Origin of the sequence: Mycobacterium sp. IS-836 (assembly GCF_001954275.1) — a bacterium.
In the GTDB taxonomy this organism is placed as follows: domain Bacteria; phylum Actinomycetota; class Actinomycetes; order Mycobacteriales; family Mycobacteriaceae; genus Mycobacterium.
This window is the reverse complement of record NZ_MBEU01000053.1, coordinates 140,519-165,278: the sequence shown is the minus strand read 5'-3', so window position 1 is coordinate 165,278 and position 24,760 is coordinate 140,519. Positions and strand designations below refer to the sequence as shown.

Below are 24,760 nucleotides of genomic sequence, written 5' to 3'. Positions count from 1 at the left end.
TCCATCTCTTGTCCCGGCCCCCCTGCGGGACCGCCCTGCAGGAAGAATGACAGGCCGGCTTCCGAAATTCCGGTGAAATTCAGATACGCCAGCGTTCCTTCGCCTGCGGGCACCTGACAATTTCGCACCCTAGGGCGGGCCGATGCAAACCGACTCCCCGAGACGCGGGTCGAATCCAGCCGCTAAATCCGCGGCCACACCGACAACGCGGCGGCGTCGTTCGGGGGTTCCCCGACGTTCTCTACCAGTCGCGACAGCCGCCGACGGCCGCTGATCCGAAGCGCGGGCCGGCCGCGGCGGGTGCCGATCAGCGTCGGCGCGATCCCGACCCGCATCAGAGCCGACGCCAGCGGCGAATGGGTGTCCGGCGCGTGCGGGTCGAGCCCGAGAAGATAGTGGTCGCCCTCGGGCGCGCCGGCCGCAAGCGTCCACGCCCGCAGCTCGCGCGGCCCGGGCAGCCAGCGCGGCGGGACGGTCTTGACCGCCCCGCGCGTCCACTCGGCGGCCATCGACGTCAACGACGGGTTGACGGCCGTTCTCACCAGCGGGGTGTTCTCGTCGGTGCGGCCGATCTCGGGGACCAAACCCGCCTCGCGGATCATGTCGGCTAGCGCCGTGGCGCGCCACAGTTCTTCCACGACCACCGAAAGCCGGGCACCCTGAACGTCCGGAGCGCCGACCATCACGATCTGGCCAGAGGCTGCCAGCACCCCGGAGAGATCGGCGACCGCGGGCGGCACCGACTCCGCTGTGAAGAAGGAAAGCTGGCTCACGCTAACCGACAGTAGGCCAGGTCGTCCGTCCACGCGTTGAGGTTGGCGGTGAGCCGGGAATCCGGGGGCGCTTTCCCACCGCGATGGACGCACAAAGAAACCCCCCGCGTGGCCCGTAAAACGGGACTGTACGGGGGGTTTCCGTGGTGAATCCGCTCAGTTAGACGGAACGGACTCCGGTGGCCTGGGGGCCCTTAGGGCTGTGGCCGATCTCGAACTCGACCTTCTGGTTTTCTTCGAGGGTGCGGAAGCCCGAACCCTGGATCTCCGTGTAGTGGACAAAAACATCTGCGGAACCATCTTCGGGTGCAATGAACCCGAAGCCCTTCTCCGCGTTGAACCACTTCACAGTTCCCTGTGGCATCTCTCGATCTTTCCTTTTCTTCTGGATGCGGGGCGCCGCCTTTCGATGCCCCGGGCCGAGTACGACCGCCATACCTCGCGTAGTCGCCGGAACTTCACCCGACCTATAACCTCGCAGGAACCGCGGCCGCAACGTTGTTCCTGCGAAAGTTTGACACGAACACAGAAGCTGCGACCGCAAACAGTCAACCATGTTCATCGCGTCGGCGACAGACTTGTGTCGCGGACTGATTCTTGGAGGGCATGAGGTGGCGAGTTTCGGCAGTGACCTGCTGGCCGCCGCGCTCGCCGGTACCGCGGCGGGCGAGCATCCCCTGCGTCACGTCGCCGAGCTGCCGGCGCGGGGCGGCCGGCCGCAGGGCTGGCCGGACTGGGCCGAGCCCGACGTGGTGCGCGCATTCGCCGATCGCGGCGTCACATCCCCGTGGTCGCACCAGGTCCGAGCCGCTGAATTGGCCCATGCGGGGCGTCATGTGGTGGTGAGCACCGGCACCGCGTCGGGCAAGTCGCTGGCCTACCAGCTTCCGGTCCTCAACGCGTTGGCGACGGATCCGCGGGCCCGCGTGCTGTACCTGTCGCCTACCAAGGCGCTCGGCCACGATCAGTTGCGCGCCGCGCACGCCCTGACGACGGCGATCCCCCGGCTGCATGATGTTGCGCCTACCGCCTACGACGGCGACAGCCCCGCCGAGGTGCGCCGCTTCGCGCGCGAGCGCTCCCGCTGGCTGTTTTCCAATCCCGACATGATCCATCTGTCGATCCTGCGCAACCATGCGCGCTGGGCCGTCCTGTTGCGTGGCCTTCGCTATGTCATCGTCGACGAATGCCATTACTACCGTGGGGTTTTCGGCTCGAACGTGGCCATGGTGCTGCGCCGCCTGTTGCGGCTGTGCGCGCGCTACTCATCGGCGCCGACGGTGGTGTTCGCCAGCGCGACGACGGACTCGCCGGGCGCGACGGCCGCCGAACTCATCGGCCTTCCGGTGGAGGAGGTTACCGAAGACGGCTCACCCCAGGGCGCCCGCACGGTGGCGTTGTGGGAGCCCGCGCTGCGGGCCGACGTGACCGGCGAGAACGGCGCCCCGGTGCGGCGCTCCGCGGGCGCCGAGGCGGCGCGGGTGATGGCCGATCTGATCGCCGAGGGCGCGCAGACCCTGACGTTCGTTCGGTCGCGCCGCGCCGCGGAATTGACGGCGCTGGGCACCCGGGCGCGGCTGGACGACATCGCGCCGGGGCTGTCGCCGACGGTGGCGTCGTATCGGGCCGGCTATCTCGCCGAGGACCGCAGCGCGCTGGAGCGCGCCCTGGCCGAGGGCCGGCTGCGCGGCCTGGCCACCACCAACGCGCTCGAGTTGGGCGTCGACATCGCCGGGCTGGACGCGGTGGTGCTCGCCGGTTTTCCCGGGACCGTGGCCTCGTTCTGGCAGCAGGCCGGCCGGTCGGGCCGGCGCGGGCAGGGCGCACTGGTGGTGCTGATCGCCCGCGACGACCCGCTGGACACCTATCTGGTCCACAACCCCGCCGCGCTGCTGGACAAGCCGGTCGAGCGGGTGGTGATCGACCCCGGAAACCCTTACATTCTCGGGCCCCAACTCCTTTGTGCCGCAACCGAACTGCCGCTTGACGATGCCGAGGTGTCCGATTTCGGCGCGGTGGAGGTGGCCTCGGGGTTGGTCGACGACGGGCTGCTGCGGCGGCGCAACGGCAAGTACTTCCCCGCGCCTGGGCTGGAACCCCACGGTGCGGTGGATATCCGCGGCTCCGCGGGTGGGCAGATCGTCATCGTGGAGGCCGACACCGGGCGGCTGCTGGGCAGCGTCGGGGTGGGCCAGGCACCGGCCTCGGTACACCCGGGGGCGGTGTACCTGCACCAGGGCGAGAGTTACGTAGTCGACTCGCTGGACACCGAGGACGCGATCGCGTTCGTGCACGCCCAGGATCCCGGGTATGCCACTTTCGCCCGCGAACTCACCGACATCGTCGTCACCGGCAACGGGGAGCGGTTGGAGTTCGGGCCCGTGGTTTTGGGTGTGGTGCCGGTCAGGGTCACCCATCGTGTGGTGGGCTACCTGCGCCGCCGGCTGTCCGGAGAAGTCATCGACTTCGTCGAACTGGACATGCCGGAGCACACGCTGGACACCACCGCGGCGATGTACACCGTCACGCCGGAAGCCTTGCACCGCAACGGCATCGACGCGCTGCGGATTCCCGGATCGTTGCACGCGGCCGAGCACGCCGCCATCGGCCTGCTGCCCCTGGTGGCCAGTTGCGACCGCGGCGACATCGGCGGAATGTCGACCGCCGTCGGTCCCGACGGCCTGCCCAGCGTGTTCGTGTACGACGGATACCCGGGCGGCGCGGGATTCGCCGAACGGGGCTTCCGCCGGGCGCGCACCTGGTTGGGAGCGACGGCCGCCGCCATCGAGGCCTGTGAATGCGCGACCGGATGCCCGTCGTGCGTGCAGTCCCCCAAGTGCGGCAACGGCAACGACCCGCTGGACAAAGCGGGTGCTATCCAGGTGCTGCGCCTCGTGCTGGCGGAGTTGCCCTAAGCGTCACGCGGGCCGATCCGCCGGACGGCGACCGACCCCTCAACGGTCGACCTCCACGGATGGCATCGCGACGGCCGCGCCGAGGGCACATTTCCTTTTTGCTAAAGAAATGCCTGTACGCCAATTACACGCGCGGCGAATGCCAGAAGCTACCAAGGCCGCGCTGGGGTTTGCAAATTCGTCGGCCACCCGGCAACCGGCGGTTGCCTTCACAGCCGGCGCGGGGAGCCCGCCCGCCCGCGCCGCCGTAAAATCGAGCGCATGGCCCACGACTGGTTGCTCGTGGAGACGCTGGGGGACGAACCCGCTGTGGTGGCGCAGGGGCGTCAACTCAAAAACCTCGTCCCGATCACGACGTTCCTGCGCCGCAGTCCCTCGCTGTCCGCGGTTCGGACGGCGATAACCGAGTCGGTGCAGACCGGTCAGAGCCTCACCAGCATCACCCCCAAGCGCGATCGGGTCATCCGCACCGAGCCGGTGCTGATGTCCGATGGCCGCATGCACGGTGTGCACGTGTGGACCGGCCCCGCCGATATCGAACCCCCCGAGCGGCCGGTGCCGGGCCCGCTGAAGTGGGACCTCACCCTGGGCGTGGCTACCGACACCCGGGAGTCGCTGGCCAACAGCGGCAAGAACCCCGACGTCGAGGTCACCTTCGGCCGAGCTTTCGCGGAAGATCTTCCGTCGCGTGCCCTCAATCCCAACGAAACCAAGGTGCTGGCCATGGCGGTGCGGGCGAAGCCGGGCCAAACGCTGTACAGCACATGGGATCTCACCGATTGGCAGGGAAACCCCGCGCGCATAGGATTCGTCGCACGCACCGCGCTGGAACCGGGGCCGGACGGCCGGGATCACCTGATCGCGCGGGCGATGAACTGGCGCGCCGACCTCAGGGGTCCATCGGTATCTGCCGACGATCTCGCGCAGCGGATCCTCAACGGACTGGCGCAGGCCGGTGTCCACCGCGCACTCGTCGACCTGCACAACTGGACGCTGCTGAAGTGGCTCGACGAGCCCTGCACCTTCTACGACTGGCGGGGTACCGACACGGACAGGCCCAGGGTTCACCCCGACGACGAACCCCTGATGTCCGCCATGACAAGGGAATTCGCCGACGGCCCGACCAGCCGCGTGCTTCGGATGCGCGGTCACGACGCCGATTGGGTCCCGGTGCACGTCACCGTCAACCAGGTGGAGCTCGAACCCGATACCTTCGCCGGACTGGTTTCGCTGCGGTTGCCCACCGACGAGGAGATCGCCGCCGCCGGATTGCCTCCAGCCCAAGCCGACACGACCTAAGGCTCTGACACCGGGCCCGCCCGAGCGGCCGCCCGCGCCGGGCCGGCAAAGGCGAGGGCGACTTGGACGGTGACGACGATATCGAGTTCGTCCGCCCCGCACTGCACACCGTCGACCCGCATTTCGCGGGCCACCGCCGTCGCACGCGCGCACGCAGCCTCGACGCCGGACGGCATCCGCGCCGCGGCGGCCAGCGCTGCGAGATCCGCGGCCGCCTGCGCGCGGTGACGCGCCACCACCGCCGAGCCGACGTATGCGCCGACGCCCGCGACACACAACAGCACCGCCACCATCGCGGCCGCGAGGACGGTGGCCGAGCCCCGATCATCGCTCGGGCTCCGCGGCCGCCACGGCCTTGGCGGAAATATCCAACGCGGGCAACAGTTTTGAGCGAGCGACGACGGTGGCGACCAAAAAATCGCCTTCCCGGCGCACCTGGATCCGCGCGGCCGGCGGTGCGATGCGGCGAGCGGCGTCGACGGCCGAGCGGTCGTCACCGCGCGCGGCCAGCCGGGCGGCCTCGCGCGCGGCGTCGACGCAGCGCACCTGCATGGACACCGCGGACAGACCCGCCAGGCACAGCACCAACACCACGACCAACGCCGCGATCGCCAGCGCCGCTTCGACGGTGCTCGCGCCGGCACACCCGGTTAAACCTTGGTATTGAGTGCTCGACCGATGATGTTGGTCAGCGCCGACACGATGGAATCGCCGGTGACGACCGTGTAGAGGATCGCGCCGAACGCGGCCGCCGCGACCGTCCCGATGGCGTATTCCACCGTGGACATGCCCGACTCGTCGGCCGCCAAGACCGAAATGCGCGCCACGAGCACGCGAAACATGTTGACCACCAATGCATCCTCTCTTCTGCGATATCACTTTCACAGCAGGCCCGACTGGAAAACATCGCCGGCCAGCCCGGCCACCACCGGGACGATCCCGAGGCACACGAAAGCAGGCAGGAAGCACAGTCCGAGCGGCCCGGCGATCAAGACCCCGGCCCTCTCGGCGGCGGCGGTGGCCGCGTGTGAGGCGTCCTGCCGAGACTGATCGGCCAAGTCCTCGACGCCGTCGGCCAGCGCGGCACCCGAGGCTGCCGAACGCCGCGCCAGCCGCAGCAACGCATCGGTCTGCGCGTCGACCTCGGCGGGCGGCAGGTCCCGCGGGATCGCCCATGCCACAAAGGGATCCGCGCCCAGCGCCAGCAGGTCGGCGGCCCTGCGCAACACCCGCGCCAGTTTCGGTGGCGCGGACGCGGCGGTGGCCGCGGCCGCGGTCGACACCGCCATGCCCGCGCCCAGGCACGCACCCAACACGTCGAGGCTGGATGCGACGGCCAGCGGGTCCGCTCCGTGTTCAGCCCGCGACCGCGGCCGAGGGGCGGGCGGCGGCGTCCCCGCCCGCGCCCGCACCACCGACGGTCCGGGCCCGATGCACAGGGCCAGCGCGAGCAACACCGCCGCGGTGCTCATGCCGCGACCCGGCCCGTGATCCGGTCCGACCACAACAGCCCACCGCATGCCAGCGTCACCCCGACCACCAGCAGCCACCCGCCGCCATGCCCGCTCAGCAGGAAATTGAGCGGCCTGGCCCCGATCAGCTGACCGAGGAGCACGCCCAGTAGTGGCAACCCCGCCAGTATGGCGGCGGTTGCGCGCGCCCCTGCCATGCCCGATGCCACCCGCGCCGAGAACCGTTGCCGCTCGGCGATATCGCGCTGCGCCGTCCGCATCAGGGTGGCTATCGCCAGCCCATGGTCGTTAGCCAATTGCCAGCACGCCGCGAGCCGATCCCAGTGCGTGGGCAGAGCCGATGATCGCGCCGCGGCGCGCAGGCCGGCCGCAACGTCAGCGCCTAGCCTGGCGCGCGCCGCCACCGCGCGCAGTGACGCGGCGACGGCGCCGGCGGTTTCGTCGGCGGCAACGCAAAACGCATGCACCGGATGAGAGCCGACCCGCAATTCGCCGACCAATACATCGAGGGCGGCTTCCATCGTCCGACCCTCGTCCGTTGCGCGCCGCATGCGACGCCGGCGGCGGTAGCGCAGGCCCGCCGTCGCGCCGGCCACCGCGATGGCGAGGACCGTCGGCAGCGGCAGCAGAACGGCGGCCGTGACCGCGGCGCACGCGCTCGCGACGCAGGCCCCACCCGTACCGACCCTCACTCGCCGGCCGGGCGGTGGCGCGGGGGCGAGCCGGCGCCGCGGGGACGCCGGAAAGACCAAGAGCGCGAACGACATCAGCAGCGAGGCCACGACCGGACCGGTCATGCCGGCATCCGGGCGCGCAGCAAACGGTGCAGGTCCTCCGCATCGTCGGTCATTCCGCGGTCCGCGTGCCACACCGTGACCGCTCGAACCCGCCCGTCATCGTGGCGCAGCGTGGCGATCTCGGCGAGCCGGCGCTTGCCGGCGCGGTCCCGGGCGACATGCAGCAACACCTGGACCGCCGCGGCCAGTTGGCTGTGCAGCGCGGCCCGGTCCAGACCGCCGAGCGCCCCCAACGCCTCCAGCCGGGCGGGAACCTCGCCCGGGTTGTTGGCATGCACCGTGCCGGCCCCGCCGTCGTGGCCGGTGTTCAGCGCGGCCAGCAGGTCCACCACTTCGGCGCCCCGCACCTCCCCGACCACGATGCGATCGGGCCGCATTCGCAGCGCCTGCCGGACGAGTTGGCGTAGCGGAACCTCGCCGACGCCCTCGACGTTGGCGCACCGCGCGACCAGCTTGACCAGATGCGGATGTCGGGGCGCCAGCTCGGCAGCATCCTCCACGCACACGATCCGCTCGGCCGGCGACACGGCGCTCAGCATCGCCGCCAGCAGGGTCGTCTTCCCCGCTCCCGTCCCGCCGCACACGAGAAAGGCCAACCGGGCGGCGATGATGTCGGACACCAGCGCGGCGGCCCGGGGCTCGATCGCACCCGCCGCGGCAAGCGCCGCCAAATCCTGTGTGGCCGGCCGCAATACCCGCAGCGACAAACAGGTCCCTCCGGCGGCCACGGGCGGCAGCACCGCGTGGAGCCGCACCGCGAACCCGCCGGCACCGATACCGGTCAACTGCCCGTCCACCCAGGGCTGCGCGTCGTCGAGCCGCCGGCCGGCGGCCAGGGCCAGCCGCTGCGCCAGCCGCCGCACCGCCGCCTCGTCGGCGAACCGGATCTGGCTGCGCCGCAAGCCGTTTCCGTCGTCGACCCATACCGCGTCGGGTGCGGTGACCAAGACGTCGGTCGTGCCGTCCGCGCACAACAACGGTTCGAGGATGCCGGCACCGGTGAGCTCGGTCTGCAGCACACGAAGATTGGCGAGAACCTCGGTATCGCCGAGCACCCCGTTGGATTCGGCCCGGATCGCGGCGGCCACCACGTTGGGCCGCAGCGGGGCGGACTCGACCGCCAGCCGCTCACGCACCCGGTCGATCAGCGAGCCGCTCACGCCGCCCTACCCTGCGCGGCCGAGCCCGCACGCTGCAGCACGGCAAGCACCCGGAGCGCCGCGACCGCGAGCGCGGATCGCCGCCCCGGGCGCAGACCGCCTTGCTCCACCCGCCCCGCGAGTTGCGGCTCGGCCCTCATCGACGCCAGCAGCGGCAAGCCGGCGATATCGGCGAACTCGGCCGCGCGCAATCCACCCGGCGACGGTCCCCGTACGACCAGCCCGACATTGGGATTGATCGCGGCCAGCACCGGGGCCATCGCCGCGGTCGACGCGCACGCCCGCACGTCGCACGGGCTGACGACCACCACGAGATCGGCGGCGTACAGCGCCGCTTGGGCCGCATCGGTGAGGCGGCGGGGAAGATCGCACACCACGGTGACTCCCCCGCGGCGACCGGCATCGACGATGGCTTCCACCGGCGCCGCGTCCAATTCGCAGGAGCGCCGCGTGCCCGAGAGCATGCTGATTCCGCGATGTCGCGGCAGGGCATCGCGCACCGCCGACCAGTTAAGCCGGCCGCCCTGCAGCGCCAGATCGGGCCACCGCAGACCCGGCGCGGTTTCGCCGCCCACCAGCAAATCGATGCCGCCGCCCCAGGGATCGAGGTCCACCAACAGCGCGTCGCGGGCGGCCAAGGCCAACGCAACCGCCAGCAAAGAAGCTCCGGCCCCACCGCACCCGCCGATCACGCCCAAGACCTCGCCTCGCGGCCCAGCTTCACGCGCCGATTCGGCGGCCTCGGCGAGGTTGCGGATCAATTCATCTTCCTGCGCGGGCATCCGCAGCACATGCTGGGCGCCGACGGCGATGGCCGCCGTCCACGTCGCCGCCGTGGGTTCGACGGCGGTCAACACGCTGACATGTGCGCGCCGCGGGAGAGCCGTCTGCGCGCATCGATCGGCCGTCGCCGCGTCGAGCACCACCGCCGCGGCCGCCGACCACGTTTTCCTACTCACCACGGAATCGCCGACATGGACCACCCGAACCCCGACGGCGGCGGCCACCCGGTCGAGTTCTTCGCGCAACTCCGCATCCGTCAGCGCCGCCAGCACGCCCGCCGAGCCCGGCGGAACGACGCGGGTATTAGCAGTCACCCACTCACCGTGCGCGGCCACGACCTTGGGACACCAGTGCCAAACCCGGATTTGTGGAGAGAGACGCAAGTGTGCACAAAGGCGTTGCCCAACGCGCGCTCAGCTTACGGATCACCCGGTCCCCGCAACGCGCACAAGGTCGCGCCAATCGCGCGGAACGACCGAATTCTTTACCCCAGAAAAGGGACGACCCCCGCCAGGGGGGGAGGAGGCGAGGGTCGTCGTGTATCAGCCCCGGGGGGTCGGGCTGATACACCCTCGGCTCAGGCCGAGTACTGCTTACTATACACATGACAGTGCGCATTAACGCAATAGCTTCTTCTATCCGAAAAAACACGTTGAGCCGCAAAAACACCGGCGGTCCCGCCCGCCACACGTCGACGAAGCGCCGATTTGGATGCAAGGCCGCCGCCCGGTCGGACCGCCGACATATGCTAGGCCGGTGACCGTCTTCGACCCGGCCGCGCAGCAGCAAACTTCACCGCAAACGTCGGCGACCACCGCCGCCCACGCCCGCACGGCCGCCTTCTTCGACCTCGACAAGACGATCATCGCCAAGTCCAGCACACTGGCGTTCAGCAAACCGTTCTTCAATCAGGGACTGCTCAACCGGCGCGCCGTGCTCAAGTCCAGCTACGCCCAGTTCATATTTCTGCTCTCCGGTGCCGATCATGACCAGATGGACCGGATGCGCACCCACTTGGCCAACATGTGCACCGGATGGGACGTGGCTCAGGTCAAGTCGATCGTCAACGAAACGCTGCACGACATCGTGACTCCCCTGGTGTTCGCGGAGGCCGCCGACCTGATCGCGGCCCACAAGTTGTGCGGCCGCGACGTCGTGGTGGTCTCGGCCTCCGGGGAGGAAATCGTCGCGCCGATCGCGCGGGCCCTGGGCGCCACCCATGCGATGGCGACGCGGATGGTTGTCGAGGACGGCAAGTACACCGGCGAGGTGGCGTTCTACTGCTACGGCGAGGGCAAGGTTCAGGCGATCCGCGAGCTCGCCGCCCGCGAGGGCTACCCGCTCGAGCACTGCTACGCCTATTCCGACTCGATCACCGACCTGCCGATGCTCGAGGTCGTCGGCCACCCGAGTGTGGTCAACCCCGACCGCGGGCTGCGAAAAGAAGCCACCGACCGCGGTTGGCCCGTGCTGATGTTTTCCCGGCCGGTGTCCCTGCGGGACCGAATTCCGGCGCCGTCGGGCGCGGCGATCGCAACCACCGCCGCGGTGGGAATCAGCGCGCTGGCCGCCGGGGCAGTTACCTACTCGTTGTTGCGCCGCTTCGCGTTCGAGCGCTGAGGTGCCCCGCCCGCGATGCGCGCCGGCGGCCCGACAGCAAACACCTCGAGGACCCCGTCCGGTGTCACTTCGCAACATTCGCGGAATTGGGCCTTGCTGTGCTAAGGCTCCAGTAGTACAAATGGAACCACGGAAGCCCGGTGAGGCCTAGGTCGATCCGGAAGAGAAGGTTCGATCTCCCGATCCGGGCGCCCAGCACGGTACCCGGCACCCACGCGGAGTCATAGCCGCGATAATGGCAGAAGTGTTGCGGGCCTGCGTAATTGCGAAAAGCGGATGGTGTCGACGGCCCTTTGGGTGGGGTTGCAGCCGGAAGCGTCGCAAGATCGCCGAGGCCACCCACGCAGCCCAGATATGCACGCTTGGTAACCGGGTTCCGTGCTAGCGGGCGGCGGACCGAATATTTCGGGACGTCGCCCGCTCTACATTTATTCGGACGAATTATCCACCGCCGTTTTGCCGTCCTTTGGCTACCGATTGGAAGCTATCGATTCGGCAGCGATTCGGCGATCGACAACGCCTCCTGCGCGCCGGCCTGCATCGCCCGGCAACACAGCACCAGCCAAGCGCCCACCCCCTCCGGCGTGCCGTCGGCGAACCGCTGCGCGGCCCCGCGGTAGTCCGCCGGCTGGCGCATCCAACTCACCTCGGGCACACCGAGTCCGTGGGGATCCAGGCCGCTCGCGATCGTCACCAGCCTCGACACCGCACGGGCCACCACGCCGTCCGCGCTGCCGAACGGCTTCAGCGTCAGCAGCTCTCCGTGTGCGACCGCGGCGACCACCGGCGCGGGCGCGCGCGTCCGGCCGGTCACCAAATCCGCCAGCAGCTCCAGCCGGGGTCCGACCTCGCCGTCGGCGCGCGGGCGACCCAGCCGATCGTCGTCCACCAGGTCCGCGGCCGCCAGCATGTGCAACCGGGCCAGCGCTTGCAGCGGCGCTCGCTCCCACACGCCGACGAGCGCACCCCCGCCGCCCTCCAGCGCCTGGGCCACCCGCAGCGCTCCGCCGAACACCGGATCACCCGCCGCCGGCCCGTCCGGGGCGGCCGCAGCCAGATCCTCCAGCCGCACGGGCCCGCCGTCGAGCACCGACGAGGCGCGCGCCGACCGCAACGCCGCCTCGGCGGCGGTCACCGGCCAACGCCGCAGATTTGCCGGGTGGCGGTGGGCCCGGCCCAGCGCGTCGCGGGCCCGGTCGCTGGCCTCGGCGACGCCGGGGAGCTCCATGAGCGGGGCCAGCGGGTCAGCCGTCACAGGTTGCCAACCTAGCCGGGCGGCGCCGGCGCGCACGGAATGGCCTCCAGCAACTGGCGGGTGTACTCGTGACCCGGCCGAGCGAACAGTTCCTCGGTGGGTGCCCGCTCCACCACCCGGCCCGCCCTCATCACCAGGACGTCGTCGGCGATCTGCCGGATGACCGCCAGGTCGTGGCTGATGAACAGGTAGGCCAGGCCGAGTTCGGCCTGCAGCTGGGCCAGCAATTCGAGGATTTGGGCCTGCACCAGGACGTCGAGCGCCGAGACCGCCTCGTCGCACACCAGCACCTCGGGCCGCAGCGCCAGCGCCCGCGCGATCGCGACCCGTTGCCGTTGACCGCCGGACAGCTCGCGGGGCAGCCGCCCCAGCACCGACGACGGGAGGGCCACCTGGTCGAGGAGCTCGTGCACCGCCCGACGGCGCTGCCCGCGGTCGCCCACGCGGTGGATCCGCAACGGCTCCTCGATGGTGCGAAACACCGAATACATGGGATCCAGGCTGCTGTAAGGGTTCTGGAACACCGGCTGCACCCGCCGGCGAAAGGCCATCGCCGCGTCCCGGTCCAGTGTGTCGACACTGGTGCCGTCGAACACCACCGAACCCGACGTGGGTTGCAGCAGGCCAAGCACCATCCGCGCCACCGTCGATTTGCCCGAGCCCGACTCCCCGACGATCGCCAGGGTGCTGGCCCGTCGCAGGCGGAACGACACGTCGTCGACGGCGCGAAACTCGGTCCGCCGCCACGGTGCGCCACGCGACTCCCGGTAGACCTTGGTCAGCTCGGAAGCCGCCAGGATGTGCTCGCCAGCCGCGGGCCGGCTGCGGGGGCTGCGGGCCGTGAGCGACGGGGCCGCGGCCACCAACCGCCGGGTGTACTCGTGCCGCGGGTCCTGCAGGATGGCCTGTGCCGCACCCGATTCCACCACGACTCCGCGATGGACGACGACCACACGCTCGGCGCGTTCGGCGGCCAGCGCGAGGTCGTGAGTGATCAGCAGCAGCGCGGTGCCCAGCTCGTCGGTGAGGCGCTGCAGATGGTCGAGCACCTGCCGCTGCACGGTCACGTCCAGAGCCGAGGTCGGCTCGTCGGCGATGAGCAGCTGCGGCCGGCCGGCCAAGCCGATGGCGATCAGCGCGCGTTGACACATGCCGCCGGACAGCTGATGCGGGTAGCGGCCGGCCAGCTTCGCCGGCTCGGGCACGCCGGCCTCGGCGAGCAGTTCCAGCGCTCGTCGGCGCGCCTCGCGGCCATTCGCGTTGGCCCGCAACGCTTCCCGGATCTGAAAGCCCACCTTCCAGACCGGGTTGAGGTTGGTCATCGGATCTTGCGGCACGTATCCGATGGAGCGCCCACGGATCGAGCGGAGCACCCGGCGATCGGTCGAGGTGACGTCGCGCCCGTCGAACATGATGCGCCCGGCCGTGATTCGCCCGCCCGGCGGAAGCAGGCCGAGAACGGCGGCGGCCGTGGTGGATTTGCCGGATCCGGATTCGCCCACCACCGCGACCGTCTGCCCGCGCGCCACCGTCAGGTCGACTCCACACAATGCGGCGTGGTCGCCGAACGTGACCTCCAGGCCCTCGACCGACAACAGTGGTGCTTCGTTCATGCGCGCACCGCCCGCGAGGCCGGATCGAGTGCGTCGCGCAGCGCGTCACCCATCATCATGAACGCCAGCACCGTAATCGCCAGCGCGCCGGCCGGATAGAACAGGATCGGCGAGCCGGACCGCAGCCGGCTCTGCGCCAGGTTGATGTCCCCACCCCAGGACACCACCGAGGTCGGCAATCCGACGCCGAGGTAGGACAGCGAGGCCTCGGTGACGATGAAGACGCCGAAGGCAAGGGTGGCCACCGCGAAAACGGGGCCCAACGCATTGGGCAGCGCATGCCGGAGCAGGATCTGGAAGTCGCTCAGCCCCAAGGCCTTCGCCGCCAGAACATAATCGCTTGACCGCGCCTGCAGCACCGCGCCGCGCGCGATCCTGGCCACCTGCGGCCAGCCGAACACGGCCAGGATGACGATCACCGTCCACACCCGGCGGTGGTGCAAGACACCCATGAGCACGATGGCGGCGAGCAGCAGGGGCAGCCCGAAGAAGATGTCGCTGATCCGCGAGACCACCGCATCGATCCAGCCGCCGTAGAAGCCGGCCAGCGCGCCCAGGGCCCCTCCGACGAGAAAGACAAGCAGGGTGGCCCCCAGTCCCACCATCACCGAGGCCCGCGCCCCGTAAACGGTGCGCGCGTAGATGTCGTGGCCCTGCAAGTCGGTGCCGAACCGGTGCGCGCCCGACGGGGGAAGCAGGCTTTGGCTGGGATCGGCATAGGTGGGATCGATTCCGGTGAACCACTCGGGGAAGATCGCGACCACTACTATGACGACGATCAGCGCGGCGGCGACGACGAACTTCGGACGCCGGCGCAGCGTGCGCCACGTGTCGCGCCAGAAGCCGTGATGGACCGGGATGTGTTCAGCCATAGCGGATCCGGGGGTCGAGGGCGGCGTAGAGCAGATCCACCACCAGGTTGGCCACCAAATAGACGAGCACCAGCACCGTCACGATGGACACCACCGTCGGCGCCTCCTGCCTGGTAACGGCCTGAAACAACACGCCGCCGACACCATGGATGTTGAAGATGCCTTCGGTGACAACGGCTCCCCCCATCAGCGACCCCAGGTCGGCGCCGAGGAAAGTCACCACCGGGATCAGCGAGTTACGCAGGATGTGCACCGTCACCACTCGCGGTCGCGACAACCCCTTGGCCGTCGCGGTGCGCACATAGTCGGCGTGGGCGTTGGCGGCCACCGCCGATCGGGTCAACCGCACCACATACGCGAACGACACCGAGCCCAAGACGATTCCGGGCAGCAGCAAGCGCGCGAATGTCGCCCGCTCGCCCACCGTCACGGGCGCTATCCCGAGCCGGACGCCGAACACGAATTGTGCGAGGAAGCCGAGGACGAATATCGGTATCGCGACGATGACGAGGCCGGTGAGCAGGACCGTGGCATCGAAGATTCCGCCCTGACGCAGGCCGGCGACGACGCCGAACCCGACGCCCAGCACCGATTCCACCGCCACCGCGATCAGCGCCAGTCTGATCGTGATCGGAAACGCATGCGCGAGAACGGCGCTGACCGGCAGCCCGGAAAACGAGCGACCCAGATCGCCGTGCAGGACACCACCCAGGTAGCGCACGTACTGCACGATGAACGGATCGTCGAGGTGGTAGCGGGCGCGCAGCGCCGCCGCCACCGCCGGGGTCAGCGGGCGGTCTCCCGCCATCGCCGCCACCGGATCACCGGGCAGCAGGAAAACCATGCCGTAGATCAACAGCGTGGCGCCGACGAAGACCGGCACCATGATGGCGATTCGGCGCACGATGTACCAGCCCATATCAGCCCTTCACGATGTTCTCGTAGTCGGGTAGGCCGTTCCAGGCGACGGCGACGCTTCTGATCTGCATCGACCAGCCCACCACGCCGACGTTGTCCCAAAGCTCGACAACGGGCATGTCGTGGAACAGGATTCGCTGTGCGTCGTTGGTCATGGCGTTGGACTGCGGCAAAGTGGAAGCGGCCTCGGCGGCCGCGAGTGCCGCATCGAACTCGGGGTTGGAGTAACCGACGTCGTTGGACCCCGCCCCGGTGGCGAACAGCGGGGCAAGGAACTCGATCATGGACGGGTAGTCGCCCTGCCAGGCGGCGCGGAACGCGGTCGCGATGCTGTGATTGGTGATCTGCGTGCGGAACCCAGCGAAGGTCGGCTGGGGCGCGCCGACCGCGTCGATGCCCAGCACATTTTTGATGCTGTTGGCCACCGCGTCCACCCATTCCTGGTTCCCGGCGTCGGCGTTATACGCGATCACGTACTGCCCATTCCACTGCGAGATCGCGTTGGCCTGTGCCCAAAGTTGGTGCGCCCGAGCGGGATCGAAGTTCAGCACCTCGTTGCCCGGAAGGTTGGGGTCGAAACCCGGCAACGATCTGGCGGTGAAGTCGCGCGACGGAGTGCGGGTCCCCAGGAAGATCTGCTGGCATATCTGCTGCCGGTTGACGGCGGCCGATAGCGCGAGCCGGCGCAACCGCCCTTCCTCGCCGCCGAAATGCGGGAGCCGCAGCGGAGTGTCGAGACTGTGCTTGACCGCGACGGGTCCGCTGGTGAAGTTGTTGCCCAGGTCGCGCTTGTAGATCGGCAGCGCGCTCGGCGGAATCGTGTCCAGGACATCGAGATTGCCCGACAGCAGGTCGGCGTACGCGGTATCCAGATTGGCATAGAAATCGAACCGCAGGCCTTTGTTGCGGGGCTTCCGGTTGCCGTGATAGTCGGGATTGGGCCGCAGGTCGATCTTGACGTCGTGCTCCCACGCGGGCCCGTCCGGGCTGTCGGCGAGCCGGTACGGGCCGTTGCCGATCGGGTTGCGGCCGAATGCCGCCATGTCGCGGAAGGCCACGTCGGGCAGCGGGTAAAACGCGCTGTGGCCCAACCGCAAGGTGAAGTCGATGGTCGGCGCCTTGAGGCGCACGCTGAACTCCAGATCGTTGGCCACTTGCAGCCCGGACATGGTGGTGCGCCCCGATTTCGGCGCCGCCTTTCCGTCGCCGGTCATACCGGAGACTTCGTCGAACCCGTCAATCGGGCTGAAAAAGCTTTGCTGCAGTTGGGCATTGGTGCTCAGCGCGCCGTAGTTCCAAGCATCGACGAACGAGTGGGCCGTCACCGCCGAGCCATCGGTGAACTTCCATCCCGGTTTGAGGACGATGCGGTAGTTGACGTTGTCCGTCGTCTCGATCGACTGGGCAACCTCGTTCGACGGGTGTCCGGCGGCGTCATAGGACACCAGCCCTGCGAAGAGCCGGTCGATGATCCTCCCCCCGTTGCTGTCGTTGGTACTGGTCGGGATCAGCGGGTAAGGCGGCTCCCCGCCATTCACCACCACCAGATCGGGGCTCAGCATTCCGCCGCCGCAGCCCGCCGCGACCACCAGCGTCCACGCGGCCAGCGTCGCCACCGCGGTCCGGTACTTGGCAGCGCTAGTGGACAACCGCATCAGCGAGATAGCTTACACCACAAGGGGTTTCAAGAGGATTGACCGACGGTGATGGGGTGGATCTGCAGCGCGCAGGCGTCGATGCCGGCCGGCACGGTGAACACCTGCACGATGTCGGGCGGGCTGACGGCCAGGTCGGTATAGGTAGGACAGGGGTTGCCGCCGGCGTCGACGGCCATGCCTTCCAGGATGGCCTGACCCTGTTGGGACAACGACAGGGTGACGGGCTGCGGCGCATCGACGCCGGCCGGCAATCCGCCCATGTATCCGCGCGGTGTGGGTTCGGCATGAAGGGGCGGACCGCCATTGCCGGCGTCGACGCCGGGGTAGCCGGTGAGCGTGCACGGCTCTGCGCCGCCGGCGAGGCTGAAGATCAGGGCCAGCGAACGGTGACCCACGGCGCCCTGGGCCGGCGCGGCGCTGACGGCGACCTGCTCGGACCAGCATGGCGTGGGCTGGTCCCCCGTCTCGACCGGCGCCGCCCACGCGGGCGCCCCCAGCAGCGTGGCGGCCGCGCAGCTCGATGCCACCACGACGATGCTGGGGACTCCTCGGCGACGGCGCCGCCCGGCAGGTCCCGGCACATCGGTGATTATGCGTTACGCGGGGATGCGTTGGGATTGGATTGGAGCGCGCCGGTTCAACTCGCAGGGCTAGGCTCACTGACGGTTGACGAGCCGAAACCATAGGAGAGCAGCCAGTGACCGCGACCCCTACCGAAGGGCCCTCCAGCTACCCCCCACCGGCGGAGTTCGCCGAACAGGCCAACGCCCGCGAGGAGCTGTACCACGAAGCGGAGCGAGACCGGCTCGCCTTCTGGGCCGAACAGGCCAACCGGCTGTCCTGGACGACGCCGTTCACCGAGGTGCTGGACTGGTCGGAGGCGCCGTTCGCCAAGTGGTTCGTCGACGGCAAACTCAACGTCGCCTACAACTGCGTGGATCGTCACGTCGAGGCCGGCCTCGGGGATCGGGTCGCCATCCACTGGGTGGGCGAGCCCGTCGGCGACAGCCGCAGCCTGACCTACGCCGATCTGCAGGCCGAGGTGTGCAAGGCCGCCAACGCGCTGACCGACCTCGGGCTGGTCGCCGGTGACCGGGTCGCCATCTACCTGCCGTTGATCCCGGAGGCCGTCATCGCGATGCTGGCCTGCGCGCGGCTGGGCGTCATGCACAGCGTCGTGTTCGCCGGTTTCACCTCGAAGGCCCTGCGGGCCCGGATCGCCGACGCCGAAGCCAAGCTGCTGATCACCAGCGACGGGCAGTTTCGCCGCGGCAAGCCGGCGCCGCTCAAGGACGCGGCCGACGAGGCCGTCGGGGATCCGGACAGCCCGATTGAGAAGGTTCTGGTGGTGCGCCGCACCGGGATTGACGTGTCCTGGAACGACGACCGCGACGTGTGGTGGCACGACGTCGTCGACCCCGCGTCACCCGAACACACCCCCGAGTCGTTCGACTCCGAGCAGCCGCTGTTCCTGCTGTACACCTCGGGTACCACCGGCAAGCCCAAGGGCATCGTGCACACCAGCGGCGGGTACCTGACCCAGTGCTCCTACACGCACTACTACATCTTCGACGTCAAGCCCGAGCGCGACGTCTTCTGGTGCACCGCCGACATCGGCTGGGTCACCGGACACACCTACGGCGTCTACGGCCCGCTGTCCAACGGTGTCACCGAGGTTCTCTACGAGGGCACGCCGGCCAGCCCGGACCAGCACCGCCATTTTCAGATCATCGAAAAATACGGCGTCACAATCTATTACGCCGCTCCCACCCTGATCCGCACCTTCATGAAGTGGGGACGCGAGATCCCCGACGCCCACGACCTGTCCAGCCTGCGGCTGCTGGGATCCGTCGGCGAACCGATCAACCCGGAAGCCTGGCGCTGGTACCGCGCGGTCTTCGGCGCCGACCAAATCCCGGTCGTGGACACCTGGTGGCAGACCGAAACGGGCGCCGCGATGATCTCGCCGCTGCCCGGAATCGCTGCGGCCAAACCGGGTTCGGCGATGACACCGCTGCCGGGGATCTCGGCCAAGATCGTCGACGACCACGGCGACCCGCTACGGCCCGAGAGCGACAACGCCCAGAACGCCACCGGATACCTGGTCTTGGACCAGCCGTGGCCGGGGATGCTGCGCGGCATCTGGGGCGACCCGGACCGGTACCGGGAGACGTACTGGTCGAAATTCGCCGACAAGGGCTTCTACTTCGCCGGCGATGGCGCCCGATTCGATTCCGACGGCGCTATCTGGGTGCTGGGCCGCATCGACGACGTGATGAACGTGTCGGGGCACCGAATCTCCACCGCCGAGGTGGAGTCGGCGGTCGTCGGCCACGACGGTGTCGCCGAGGCGGCGGTGGTCGGGGTTACCGACCAGACCACCGGCCAGGCGATTTGCGCGTTCGTCGTCCTGTGCGACAGCGACGACGCGCACCAGGGGACGCTCGATGAGCTGCGTGCTCATGTCGCGCAGGAGATCTCGCCGATCGCCAAGCCGCGCGAGATCCACGTGGTGCCGGAGCTGCCGAAGACCCGCAGCGGCAAGATCATGCGCCGGCTGCTGCGCGACGTCGCCGAAAACCGCGAGCTGGGCGACACGTCGACGCTGCTCGATCCCGGCGTGTTCGACGCGATCAGGGCGGCCAAGTAGGTCAGGCCGGCACCGGGACGAATCCCGCGCCGGGGCGGTGCCTGGCGTTGATGTCGCCCAGGATCGAGTTGAACGACATCACGATGGCCGGGGTGTGCAGCGGGATGTACTTGATGATGCACGTCGGCAGGTTGTCGCTGAACGCGCCGTGGATCATGCCGACCAGCAGGTTGTCGACGGTGACCGGCGCCCCGGAATCACCGGGGTTGCCGCACACCTGCATGACGATGGTGCCCGGGGTCTGGCCCATCCCCCACGTGACGCCGCACGAGTTGCCCGTCGTACGGCCCTGCTTGCAGGCGACCTGGCCGAACGTCGGATCGGGGCCGATGCCGTTGATCGCGAACCCGTTGAACACCGCGACCGGCGCCACCCTGGCCGGATCGAATTTGATCACCGCGTAATCGAGGTTGTCGTTGCCGGCGACCATCGTCCCCAGCGTGCCCCTGCCCGCCGCGGCCTCGGCGGCGACCTGCGCGCCGGGACCCCCGCAGTGCGCGGAGGTGAAGCCGATCAGCTCGCCGGCCGCGTCGTTGCCGATCGCGGTGAGCGTGCACATCGTGTCGCCGTTGATGACGATCCCGGCGCCACCACCCAACGGAACCCTGTCGTCGGCACCCGCGACGCGGACGGGCAAACCCGGCAGACCCACCAGCACGGCCACCAGCGCCGCCACAAAGCACCGATGTGCCGTCCGCAATCGAAACTCCCGTCAGCCGATCGGAACGTCGGAGACCAGCTGCGCCAGTCTAAATGATCACCGGGGCTCCGCCAGTGCTGCGGCGGTCGTCGGCTGGCCTCGTCTGGCACCGCGGCGCATGGCAACATGAACCGCGACGACAGCGAACCGAGAGGACCGTCTGTGAGTAACGATCGCAAGAACGGTGTGCCCAGCACGCTGACCACGATTCCGCTGGCCGACCCGCACGCCAGGCCCGCCGACCCGTCGATCGGTGATCTGATCAAGGACGCGACCACTCAGGTGTCCACGCTGGTGCGCGCGGAGGTGGAACTGGCCCGCGCCGAGATCACCCGCGACGTCAAGAAGGGATTGACCGGCAGCGTCTACTTCATCGCCGCGCTGGTGGTGTTGTTCTACTCCACGTTCTTTTTCTTCTTCTTCCTCGCCGAGCTGCTCGACAACTGGCTGTGGCGCTGGGTGGCCTTCCTGATCGTGTTCGCGATCATGGTCGTCGTCGGCGCGATCCTAGCCCTGCTGGGTTTCCTGAAGGTCCGCCGAATCCGGGGACCGCGGGAGACCATCGAATCGGTCAAGGAGACCCGCACCGCCCTCACGCCGGGCCACGACAAGGCCGCCACACCGAGGCTCCCCGCGCCGGACGGCGGTTCCGACCGAGCTCCGGCAGATCCCTCGGGGTGGTAGATGTCGGCACCGGATCCGTCGGTCACCCGCATCGACGGGCCGTGGCGCCATTTGGACGTGCACGCCAACGGCATCCGATTCCATGTCGTCGAGTCGCTGCCCACCGACCCCGACGCGGCTAGACCAGCCTCGGCGCGGCCGCTGGTGATGCTGCTGCACGGTTTCGGTTCGTTCTGGTGGTCCTGGCGACACCAGCTGCGCGGACTGCGCGGCGCCCGGGTCGTCGCTGTCGACCTGCGTGGCTACGGCGGCAGCGACAAGCCGCCCCGGGGCTACGACGGCTGGACGCTCGCCGGTGACACGGCCGGACTCATTCGCGCCCTTGGGCATTCGTCGGCGACACTGATCGGCCACGCCGACGGCGGCCTGGCCTGCTGGACCACCGCCCTTCTGCATTCCCGGCTGGTGCGTGCCATCGCGCTGATCAGCTCGCCGCATCCGAGCGCGCTGCGCCGATCCACGCTGACCCGCCGCGACCAGAGCTACGCGCTGCTGCAGACCCTGCTGCGCTACCAGCTGCCGATCTGGCCCGAGCGCCGGCTGACCCGGGACAACGGCGCGGAGATCGAGCGCCTGGTCCGCAGCCGCAGCTCAGCCAAATGGGTTGCGTCCGAAGACTTCTCGCAAACCGTCGGTTATTTGCGGACGGCGATCCAGATTCCCGGCGCCGCGCACTGCGCATTGGAGTACCAACGCTGGGCGGTGCGCAGCCAGCTGCGGGCCGAAGGCCGGCGATTCATGAGATCGATGTCGGGGCAGCTCGGCGTTCCGCTGCTACACCTGCGCGGCGACGAGGATCCCTACGTGCTGGCCGACCCCGTCGACCACAGCCGGCGCTACGCGCCGCAGGGTCGCTACGTATCCGTCAGCGGCGCAGGACATTTCAGCCACGAAGAGGCGCCCGAGGAGATCAACAGGCATCTGATGAGGTTCCTCGAGCACGTGGTCAGCTGACGCAGGAACCCGTGGCGACCTGAGCGGTGTCGCCGATCCGCGCCAGCTGACCGGCCACCTCGCTGGCCGTCAGCACGAAGCCGGTGTCGGGGTCGTCGACGGCCGCGCCGAACACCACACCGAGCACGTGACCGTTCAGGTCGATCAACGGCCCACCCGAATTGCCTTGCTCCACATTGGCTCTGATGGTGTACACGTCGCGGGTGACGGGCTGCGGGTCGCGGTAGATGTCGGGGCCGCTGAGTTTGATGTTCTCCCGAATCCTGGCCGGGGTGGCGGTGAAGTTGCCGCCGCCCGGATAACCCATCACCACCACGTCGGTACCGGTCTTCGCCTCGCCTTCGGCGAAGGCCAGCGGCGGCGGCGGCAGGTTGCGTACGGACAGGATGGCGATGTCGACCGACGGGTCATAGGACACCACCGTGGCGTCCAACGGGTTGCCGCTGGCGTAGATCTGCACGCTGCTGGACCCGGCCACCACGTGCGCGTTCGTCATCACCCGATCGGGCGAGATCACGAATCCACTGCCCTCCAACACTTTTTGGCAGCTGGGCGCCAGGCTGCGCACCTTCACGACGCTCGCCGCCGTGGCTTGCACGACCGGATTGTTGGCCAGCGCCGGGTCCGGCGACGCGACCGGAATGACCGGGGTGCGGCTGAACGGCTCCAGCACCGCGGGCAGCCCCGAGGTGTTCAGCAGCGCCGAGAGCCGCTTGGGCACGGTCTTGAGCCAGGGCGGCGCGACCTCGTTGACCTTGGCGAGCACCCGCGAACCGCGGACCGCGGCGGCCAGCTCGGGCTGGTCCTTCGACTGCGTCAGCGGCGTCGCCAAAAGCCAGGCCGCGGTCAGCACGACGACGAGCTGAACCCCCACCCCGATGACCGAGTCGACGGATCGGATTGCGCGGCTGCGGATCGCGCCGCGCACCGCGCGTCCCAGCACGACACCGGCGACCTCCCCGACGACGACCAGCGCGAGGATCAGGAACAGCGCGGTGAACAGTTTCGCGCGCGGGGCGGCGATGTGGCTGACGATGTGCGGCGCCAGCAGCACCCCCGCGATCGCGCCGAGCAGCACCCCGACGAACGACAGCAGCGAGCCCAGCGCGCCCGACCGCCAGCCCGAGATGGCCGCGATGAACGCGACCGCCAGGACCGCGATATCCAGCCACTGCGAAGGCGTCATCGAATTCAAATTCATCGGGCACCGTCCTCGCCACCGACCAGCACCATCGCCTCGTCCAATTCGCGAATGTCGGTGGTGTCCCAGGGCCGGGCCCAGCCGGCGACGTCGAGCACCGCGGAGATCACCTGGCCAGTGAATCCCCAAACCAGCATCTGGTTCAACAGAAACGCCGGGCCGGCCCAACGACGGCCGAGGGCGCCGCGATACACCATCAGCCGGTTCTCCGGATTGATGAAGGCGCGCACCGGAACCCGCGACACGATCGCGGTTTCGGTCTCGTCGACGACGGACACCGGGCCGGGATCGGGCGAGTAGGCCAGCACCGGCACGACGTGGAACCGCGACGGCGCAATGAAAGTCCGCTCCATCGTGGCCAGCGGATGCAGCCTGCGCACGTCGATCCCCGTCTCTTCCTGCGCCTCGCGCAGCGCGGTGGCCACCGGACCGTCGTCGGCGGGATCGGATGCGCCGCCGGGGAATGCGGCCTGGCCGGCGTGGTGGCGCAACGTCGAGGCGCGCACGGTCAGCAGCAGATCGGCATCGTCGGGCAGGCCGCCGTCGGGCGGCCCGGACTCCGGACCCGAGAACAGCACCAGCACGGCGGCCTCGCGCCCGTCGCCGCGCAATGTCGCCATCGACGACGCGGCCTTGGCCGCGGTCACCATCGCGAGCACGCCGGCCGGGAGGCGATGCCGATACGCCTCGGGGATCTGACCGACGTTGTCGACCAGCGGACGCAGCCAGGGCGGGCAGACGTCCGGCGTCAGCGGGACCGCAGCACTCACCGGCGCCTCCTTGCCCTCAGCCCGCGTCGTTTCCGACCGCAGCCGCGATCTCGTCGGCACTCGCGAAAGCCCGCGGCAACGTCTGCGCAACGCTACCGTCCGACCGCAGCACCACCGTCGCGGGCATCACGTTTGCCACCCGCAGCGCCGCCGCGACCCGGCGGCGACCGTCCTGCAGCGTCGGCAGCCGAACGCCCAACTCCGCCAACCGCAGCAACGCCGCGGTCTCGTTCTCGTCCTGGTGCACGGTCACCACCATCACGCGCGGCCCGGCCCGCCGTTGATACTCGGCCATCGCGGGCAGTTCGGTCGCGCACGGCGCGCACCAATATGCCCACAGGTTGAGGATCACCCGGCGGCCGGCGAGTGCGGCAGCGACGTCGACGGTCGAGCCATCGGCGGCGCATTCCACCGTCACACCGCGCAGCGCCGCCGGGCCGGGGCCACTGCCGGCCGCGGGACACGGCGGCAGGCCGGCGCGCTCGCGGGGCCCCGCAAGCGCGGCCGCCGTGTCGGCGTCGCGATGTTCCCGAGCGGCGGTGGGCGGCGGGGTCGCGGTCGTCGAGGGGCGCTCGCGCAGCTGGGCCAGCAGCGCCACGGCCAGCGCCACCACCACCGCCAGGATCGCGATGGTCCAACGCGTCTTACGGGCCACCGGCACCGGCC

The 24,760-nt window shown here is 69.5% G+C and carries 25 protein-coding genes; 6 read left to right on the top strand and 19 right to left on the bottom strand.

The features are described from left to right. Positions 1 to 182: 182 nt before the first annotated feature. A complete protein-coding gene (locus tag A5747_RS14795; RefSeq protein WP_076125393.1) occupies positions 183 to 773 on the bottom strand; it encodes a hypothetical protein in 591 nt (196 codons plus the stop codon). A gap of 160 nt (positions 774 to 933) precedes the next feature. Further along, positions 934 to 1,137 (bottom strand): cold shock protein CspA, encoded by a 204-nt coding sequence (gene cspA, locus A5747_RS14790; protein WP_007166602.1) that lies wholly within the window; start codon positions 1,135 to 1,137, stop codon positions 934 to 936. A 247-nt stretch (positions 1,138 to 1,384) separates the two neighbouring features. On the opposite strand from cspA, the gene A5747_RS14785 reads away from it, so the two are divergent. After that, positions 1,385 to 3,688 carry a DEAD/DEAH box helicase gene (locus tag A5747_RS14785; protein WP_076125391.1) on the top strand — a complete coding sequence of 768 codons (2,304 nt, stop codon included), beginning with the start codon at positions 1,385 to 1,387 and terminating at the stop codon, positions 3,686 to 3,688. Between the two features lie 261 nt (positions 3,689 to 3,949). Beyond that, positions 3,950 to 4,987, top strand: a complete 1,038-nt coding sequence (locus tag A5747_RS14780; RefSeq protein WP_076125389.1) for a PAS domain-containing protein — start codon at positions 3,950 to 3,952, stop codon at positions 4,985 to 4,987. On the opposite strand, the gene A5747_RS14775 is transcribed toward A5747_RS14780, so the two are convergent. From A5747_RS14775 to ssd, 7 genes are read right to left on the bottom strand one after another with little or no spacing between them, the layout of a single operon-like run. Continuing rightward, a complete protein-coding gene (locus A5747_RS14775) occupies positions 4,984 to 5,280 on the bottom strand; it encodes an Rv3654c family TadE-like protein (RefSeq protein WP_076125387.1) in 297 nt (98 codons plus the stop codon). The genes A5747_RS14780 and A5747_RS14775 overlap by 4 nt on opposite strands. A 31-nt stretch (positions 5,281 to 5,311) precedes the next feature. Beyond that, positions 5,312 to 5,602: a TadE family type IV pilus minor pilin gene (locus A5747_RS14770; protein ID WP_076125473.1), complete on the bottom strand. Its 291-nt coding sequence runs from the start codon at positions 5,600 to 5,602 to the stop codon at positions 5,312 to 5,314. Between the two features lie 35 nt (positions 5,603 to 5,637). After that, complete coding sequence (locus A5747_RS14765; RefSeq protein WP_076059867.1) at positions 5,638 to 5,829, bottom strand: DUF4244 domain-containing protein; 192 nt, start codon at positions 5,827 to 5,829, stop codon at positions 5,638 to 5,640. Between the two features lie 39 nt (positions 5,830 to 5,868). After that, a complete protein-coding gene (locus tag A5747_RS14760; protein ID WP_198938191.1) occupies positions 5,869 to 6,459 on the bottom strand; it encodes a type II secretion system F family protein in 591 nt (196 codons plus the stop codon). Continuing rightward, entirely contained in the window at positions 6,456 to 7,256 is an 801-nt protein-coding gene (locus tag A5747_RS14755; RefSeq protein ID WP_076125385.1) for a type II secretion system F family protein, read from the bottom strand. Before A5747_RS14755 ends, A5747_RS14760 begins: the two co-directional genes overlap by 4 nt. Beyond that, the gene (locus A5747_RS14750) at positions 7,253 to 8,416 is read right to left on the bottom strand and encodes a TadA family conjugal transfer-associated ATPase (RefSeq protein ID WP_076125383.1); all 1,164 of its coding nucleotides are present in this window, start codon (positions 8,414 to 8,416) and stop codon (positions 7,253 to 7,255) included. The genes A5747_RS14755 and A5747_RS14750 overlap by 4 nt, the downstream gene beginning before the upstream one ends. Further along, positions 8,413 to 9,459 carry a septum site-determining protein Ssd gene (gene ssd / locus A5747_RS14745; protein WP_142245594.1) on the bottom strand — a complete coding sequence of 349 codons (1,047 nt, stop codon included), beginning with the start codon at positions 9,457 to 9,459 and terminating at the stop codon, positions 8,413 to 8,415. Before ssd ends, A5747_RS14750 begins: the two co-directional genes overlap by 4 nt. A 496-nt stretch (positions 9,460 to 9,955) precedes the next feature. Here ssd and A5747_RS14740 point away from each other — a divergent pair, with 496 nt between their 5' ends. Beyond that, the gene (locus tag A5747_RS14740) at positions 9,956 to 10,819 is read left to right on the top strand and encodes an HAD-IB family hydrolase (protein ID WP_076125381.1); all 864 of its coding nucleotides are present in this window, start codon (positions 9,956 to 9,958) and stop codon (positions 10,817 to 10,819) included. A gap of 484 nt (positions 10,820 to 11,303) precedes the next feature. Here A5747_RS14740 and A5747_RS14730 read toward each other — a convergent pair whose 3' ends face one another. The 6 genes from A5747_RS14730 to A5747_RS14705 are packed head-to-tail and all read right to left on the bottom strand — an operon-like array spanning position 11,304 to position 17,716. Then, positions 11,304 to 12,074, bottom strand: coding sequence for an oxidoreductase (locus A5747_RS14730; protein WP_076125467.1), 771 nt, complete (start codon positions 12,072 to 12,074; stop codon positions 11,304 to 11,306). Between the two features lie 11 nt (positions 12,075 to 12,085). Next, positions 12,086 to 13,687: an ABC transporter ATP-binding protein gene (locus A5747_RS14725; RefSeq protein WP_076125380.1), complete on the bottom strand. Its 1,602-nt coding sequence runs from the start codon at positions 13,685 to 13,687 to the stop codon at positions 12,086 to 12,088. Next, on the bottom strand, positions 13,684 to 14,559 hold the full coding sequence (locus tag A5747_RS14720; protein ID WP_076125378.1) for an ABC transporter permease: 876 nt from the start codon (positions 14,557 to 14,559) through the stop codon (positions 13,684 to 13,686). The genes A5747_RS14725 and A5747_RS14720 overlap by 4 nt, the downstream gene beginning before the upstream one ends. Further along, a complete protein-coding gene (locus tag A5747_RS14715) occupies positions 14,552 to 15,478 on the bottom strand; it encodes an ABC transporter permease (RefSeq protein ID WP_076125376.1) in 927 nt (308 codons plus the stop codon). The genes A5747_RS14720 and A5747_RS14715 overlap by 8 nt, the downstream gene beginning before the upstream one ends. A gap of 1 nt (position 15,479) precedes the next feature. Then, the gene (locus A5747_RS14710; RefSeq protein WP_076125374.1) at positions 15,480 to 17,132 is read right to left on the bottom strand and encodes an ABC transporter substrate-binding protein; all 1,653 of its coding nucleotides are present in this window, start codon (positions 17,130 to 17,132) and stop codon (positions 15,480 to 15,482) included. Between the two features lie 29 nt (positions 17,133 to 17,161). Next, positions 17,162 to 17,716 (bottom strand): DUF4232 domain-containing protein, encoded by a 555-nt coding sequence (locus tag A5747_RS14705; protein WP_083667444.1) that lies wholly within the window; start codon positions 17,714 to 17,716, stop codon positions 17,162 to 17,164. Positions 17,717 to 17,832: 116 nt separating this feature from the next. Between A5747_RS14705 and acs the strand changes: the two genes are divergently transcribed. Continuing rightward, positions 17,833 to 19,785, top strand: a complete 1,953-nt coding sequence (acs, locus tag A5747_RS14700; RefSeq protein WP_076125370.1) for an acetate--CoA ligase — start codon at positions 17,833 to 17,835, stop codon at positions 19,783 to 19,785. Position 19,786: 1 nt separating this feature from the next. Here the strand turns inward: acs and A5747_RS14695 are convergent, their stop codons facing one another. Next, positions 19,787 to 20,485 (bottom strand): peptidase, encoded by a 699-nt coding sequence (locus tag A5747_RS14695; protein WP_076125368.1) that lies wholly within the window; start codon positions 20,483 to 20,485, stop codon positions 19,787 to 19,789. 126 nt (positions 20,486 to 20,611) lie between these two features. Between A5747_RS14695 and A5747_RS14690 the strand changes: the two genes are divergently transcribed. Together A5747_RS14690 and A5747_RS14685 are read left to right on the top strand one after the other, a co-directional pair. Next, positions 20,612 to 21,169, top strand: coding sequence for a phage holin family protein (locus tag A5747_RS14690; protein WP_076125366.1), 558 nt, complete (start codon positions 20,612 to 20,614; stop codon positions 21,167 to 21,169). Next, positions 21,170 to 22,123, top strand: a complete 954-nt coding sequence (locus A5747_RS14685; protein ID WP_076125365.1) for an alpha/beta fold hydrolase — start codon at positions 21,170 to 21,172, stop codon at positions 22,121 to 22,123. Here the strand turns inward: A5747_RS14685 and marP are convergent. From marP to A5747_RS14670, 3 genes are read right to left on the bottom strand one after another with little or no spacing between them, the layout of a single operon-like run. Then, complete coding sequence (marP, locus tag A5747_RS14680) at positions 22,116 to 23,309, bottom strand: acid resistance serine protease MarP (protein ID WP_142245593.1); 1,194 nt, start codon at positions 23,307 to 23,309, stop codon at positions 22,116 to 22,118. The two genes, A5747_RS14685 and marP, sit on opposite strands and share 8 nt — an antisense overlap. 11 nt (positions 23,310 to 23,320) lie before the next feature. Then, on the bottom strand, positions 23,321 to 24,136 hold the full coding sequence (locus tag A5747_RS14675; protein WP_139333324.1) for a CoA pyrophosphatase: 816 nt from the start codon (positions 24,134 to 24,136) through the stop codon (positions 23,321 to 23,323). Beyond that, positions 24,111 to 24,749 carry a TlpA disulfide reductase family protein gene (locus A5747_RS14670; RefSeq protein ID WP_076125463.1) on the bottom strand — a complete coding sequence of 213 codons (639 nt, stop codon included), beginning with the start codon at positions 24,747 to 24,749 and terminating at the stop codon, positions 24,111 to 24,113. Before A5747_RS14670 ends, A5747_RS14675 begins: the two co-directional genes overlap by 26 nt. Positions 24,750 to 24,760 lie beyond the last annotated feature (11 nt).

Bases quoted from the DNA above. Each gene is read 5' to 3' on its own strand.
- cspA (WP_007166602.1), bottom strand. From the start codon at position 1,137: ATGCCACAGGGAACTGTGAAGTGGTTCAACGCGGAGAAGGGCTTCGGG.
- A5747_RS14780 (WP_076125389.1), top strand. From the start codon at position 3,950: ATGGCCCACGACTGGTTGCTCGTGGAGACGCTGGGGGACGAACCCGCT.
- A5747_RS14775 (WP_076125387.1), bottom strand. From the start codon at position 5,280: ATGGTGGCGGTGCTGTTGTGTGTCGCGGGCGTCGGCGCATACGTCGGC.
- A5747_RS14765 (WP_076059867.1), bottom strand. From the start codon at position 5,829: ATGTTTCGCGTGCTCGTGGCGCGCATTTCGGTCTTGGCGGCCGACGAG.
- A5747_RS14760 (WP_198938191.1), bottom strand. From the start codon at position 6,459: ATGAGCACCGCGGCGGTGTTGCTCGCGCTGGCCCTGTGCATCGGGCCC.
- A5747_RS14755 (WP_076125385.1), bottom strand. From the start codon at position 7,256: ATGACCGGTCCGGTCGTGGCCTCGCTGCTGATGTCGTTCGCGCTCTTG.
- A5747_RS14725 (WP_076125380.1), bottom strand. From the start codon at position 13,687: ATGAACGAAGCACCACTGTTGTCGGTCGAGGGCCTGGAGGTCACGTTC.
- A5747_RS14720 (WP_076125378.1), bottom strand. From the start codon at position 14,559: ATGGCTGAACACATCCCGGTCCATCACGGCTTCTGGCGCGACACGTGG.
- A5747_RS14715 (WP_076125376.1), bottom strand. From the start codon at position 15,478: ATGGGCTGGTACATCGTGCGCCGAATCGCCATCATGGTGCCGGTCTTC.
- A5747_RS14710 (WP_076125374.1), bottom strand. From the start codon at position 17,132: ATGCGGTTGTCCACTAGCGCTGCCAAGTACCGGACCGCGGTGGCGACG.
- A5747_RS14690 (WP_076125366.1), top strand. From the start codon at position 20,612: ATGAACCGCGACGACAGCGAACCGAGAGGACCGTCTGTGAGTAACGAT.
- A5747_RS14685 (WP_076125365.1), top strand. From the start codon at position 21,170: ATGTCGGCACCGGATCCGTCGGTCACCCGCATCGACGGGCCGTGGCGC.
- marP (WP_142245593.1), bottom strand. From the start codon at position 23,309: ATGACGCCTTCGCAGTGGCTGGATATCGCGGTCCTGGCGGTCGCGTTC.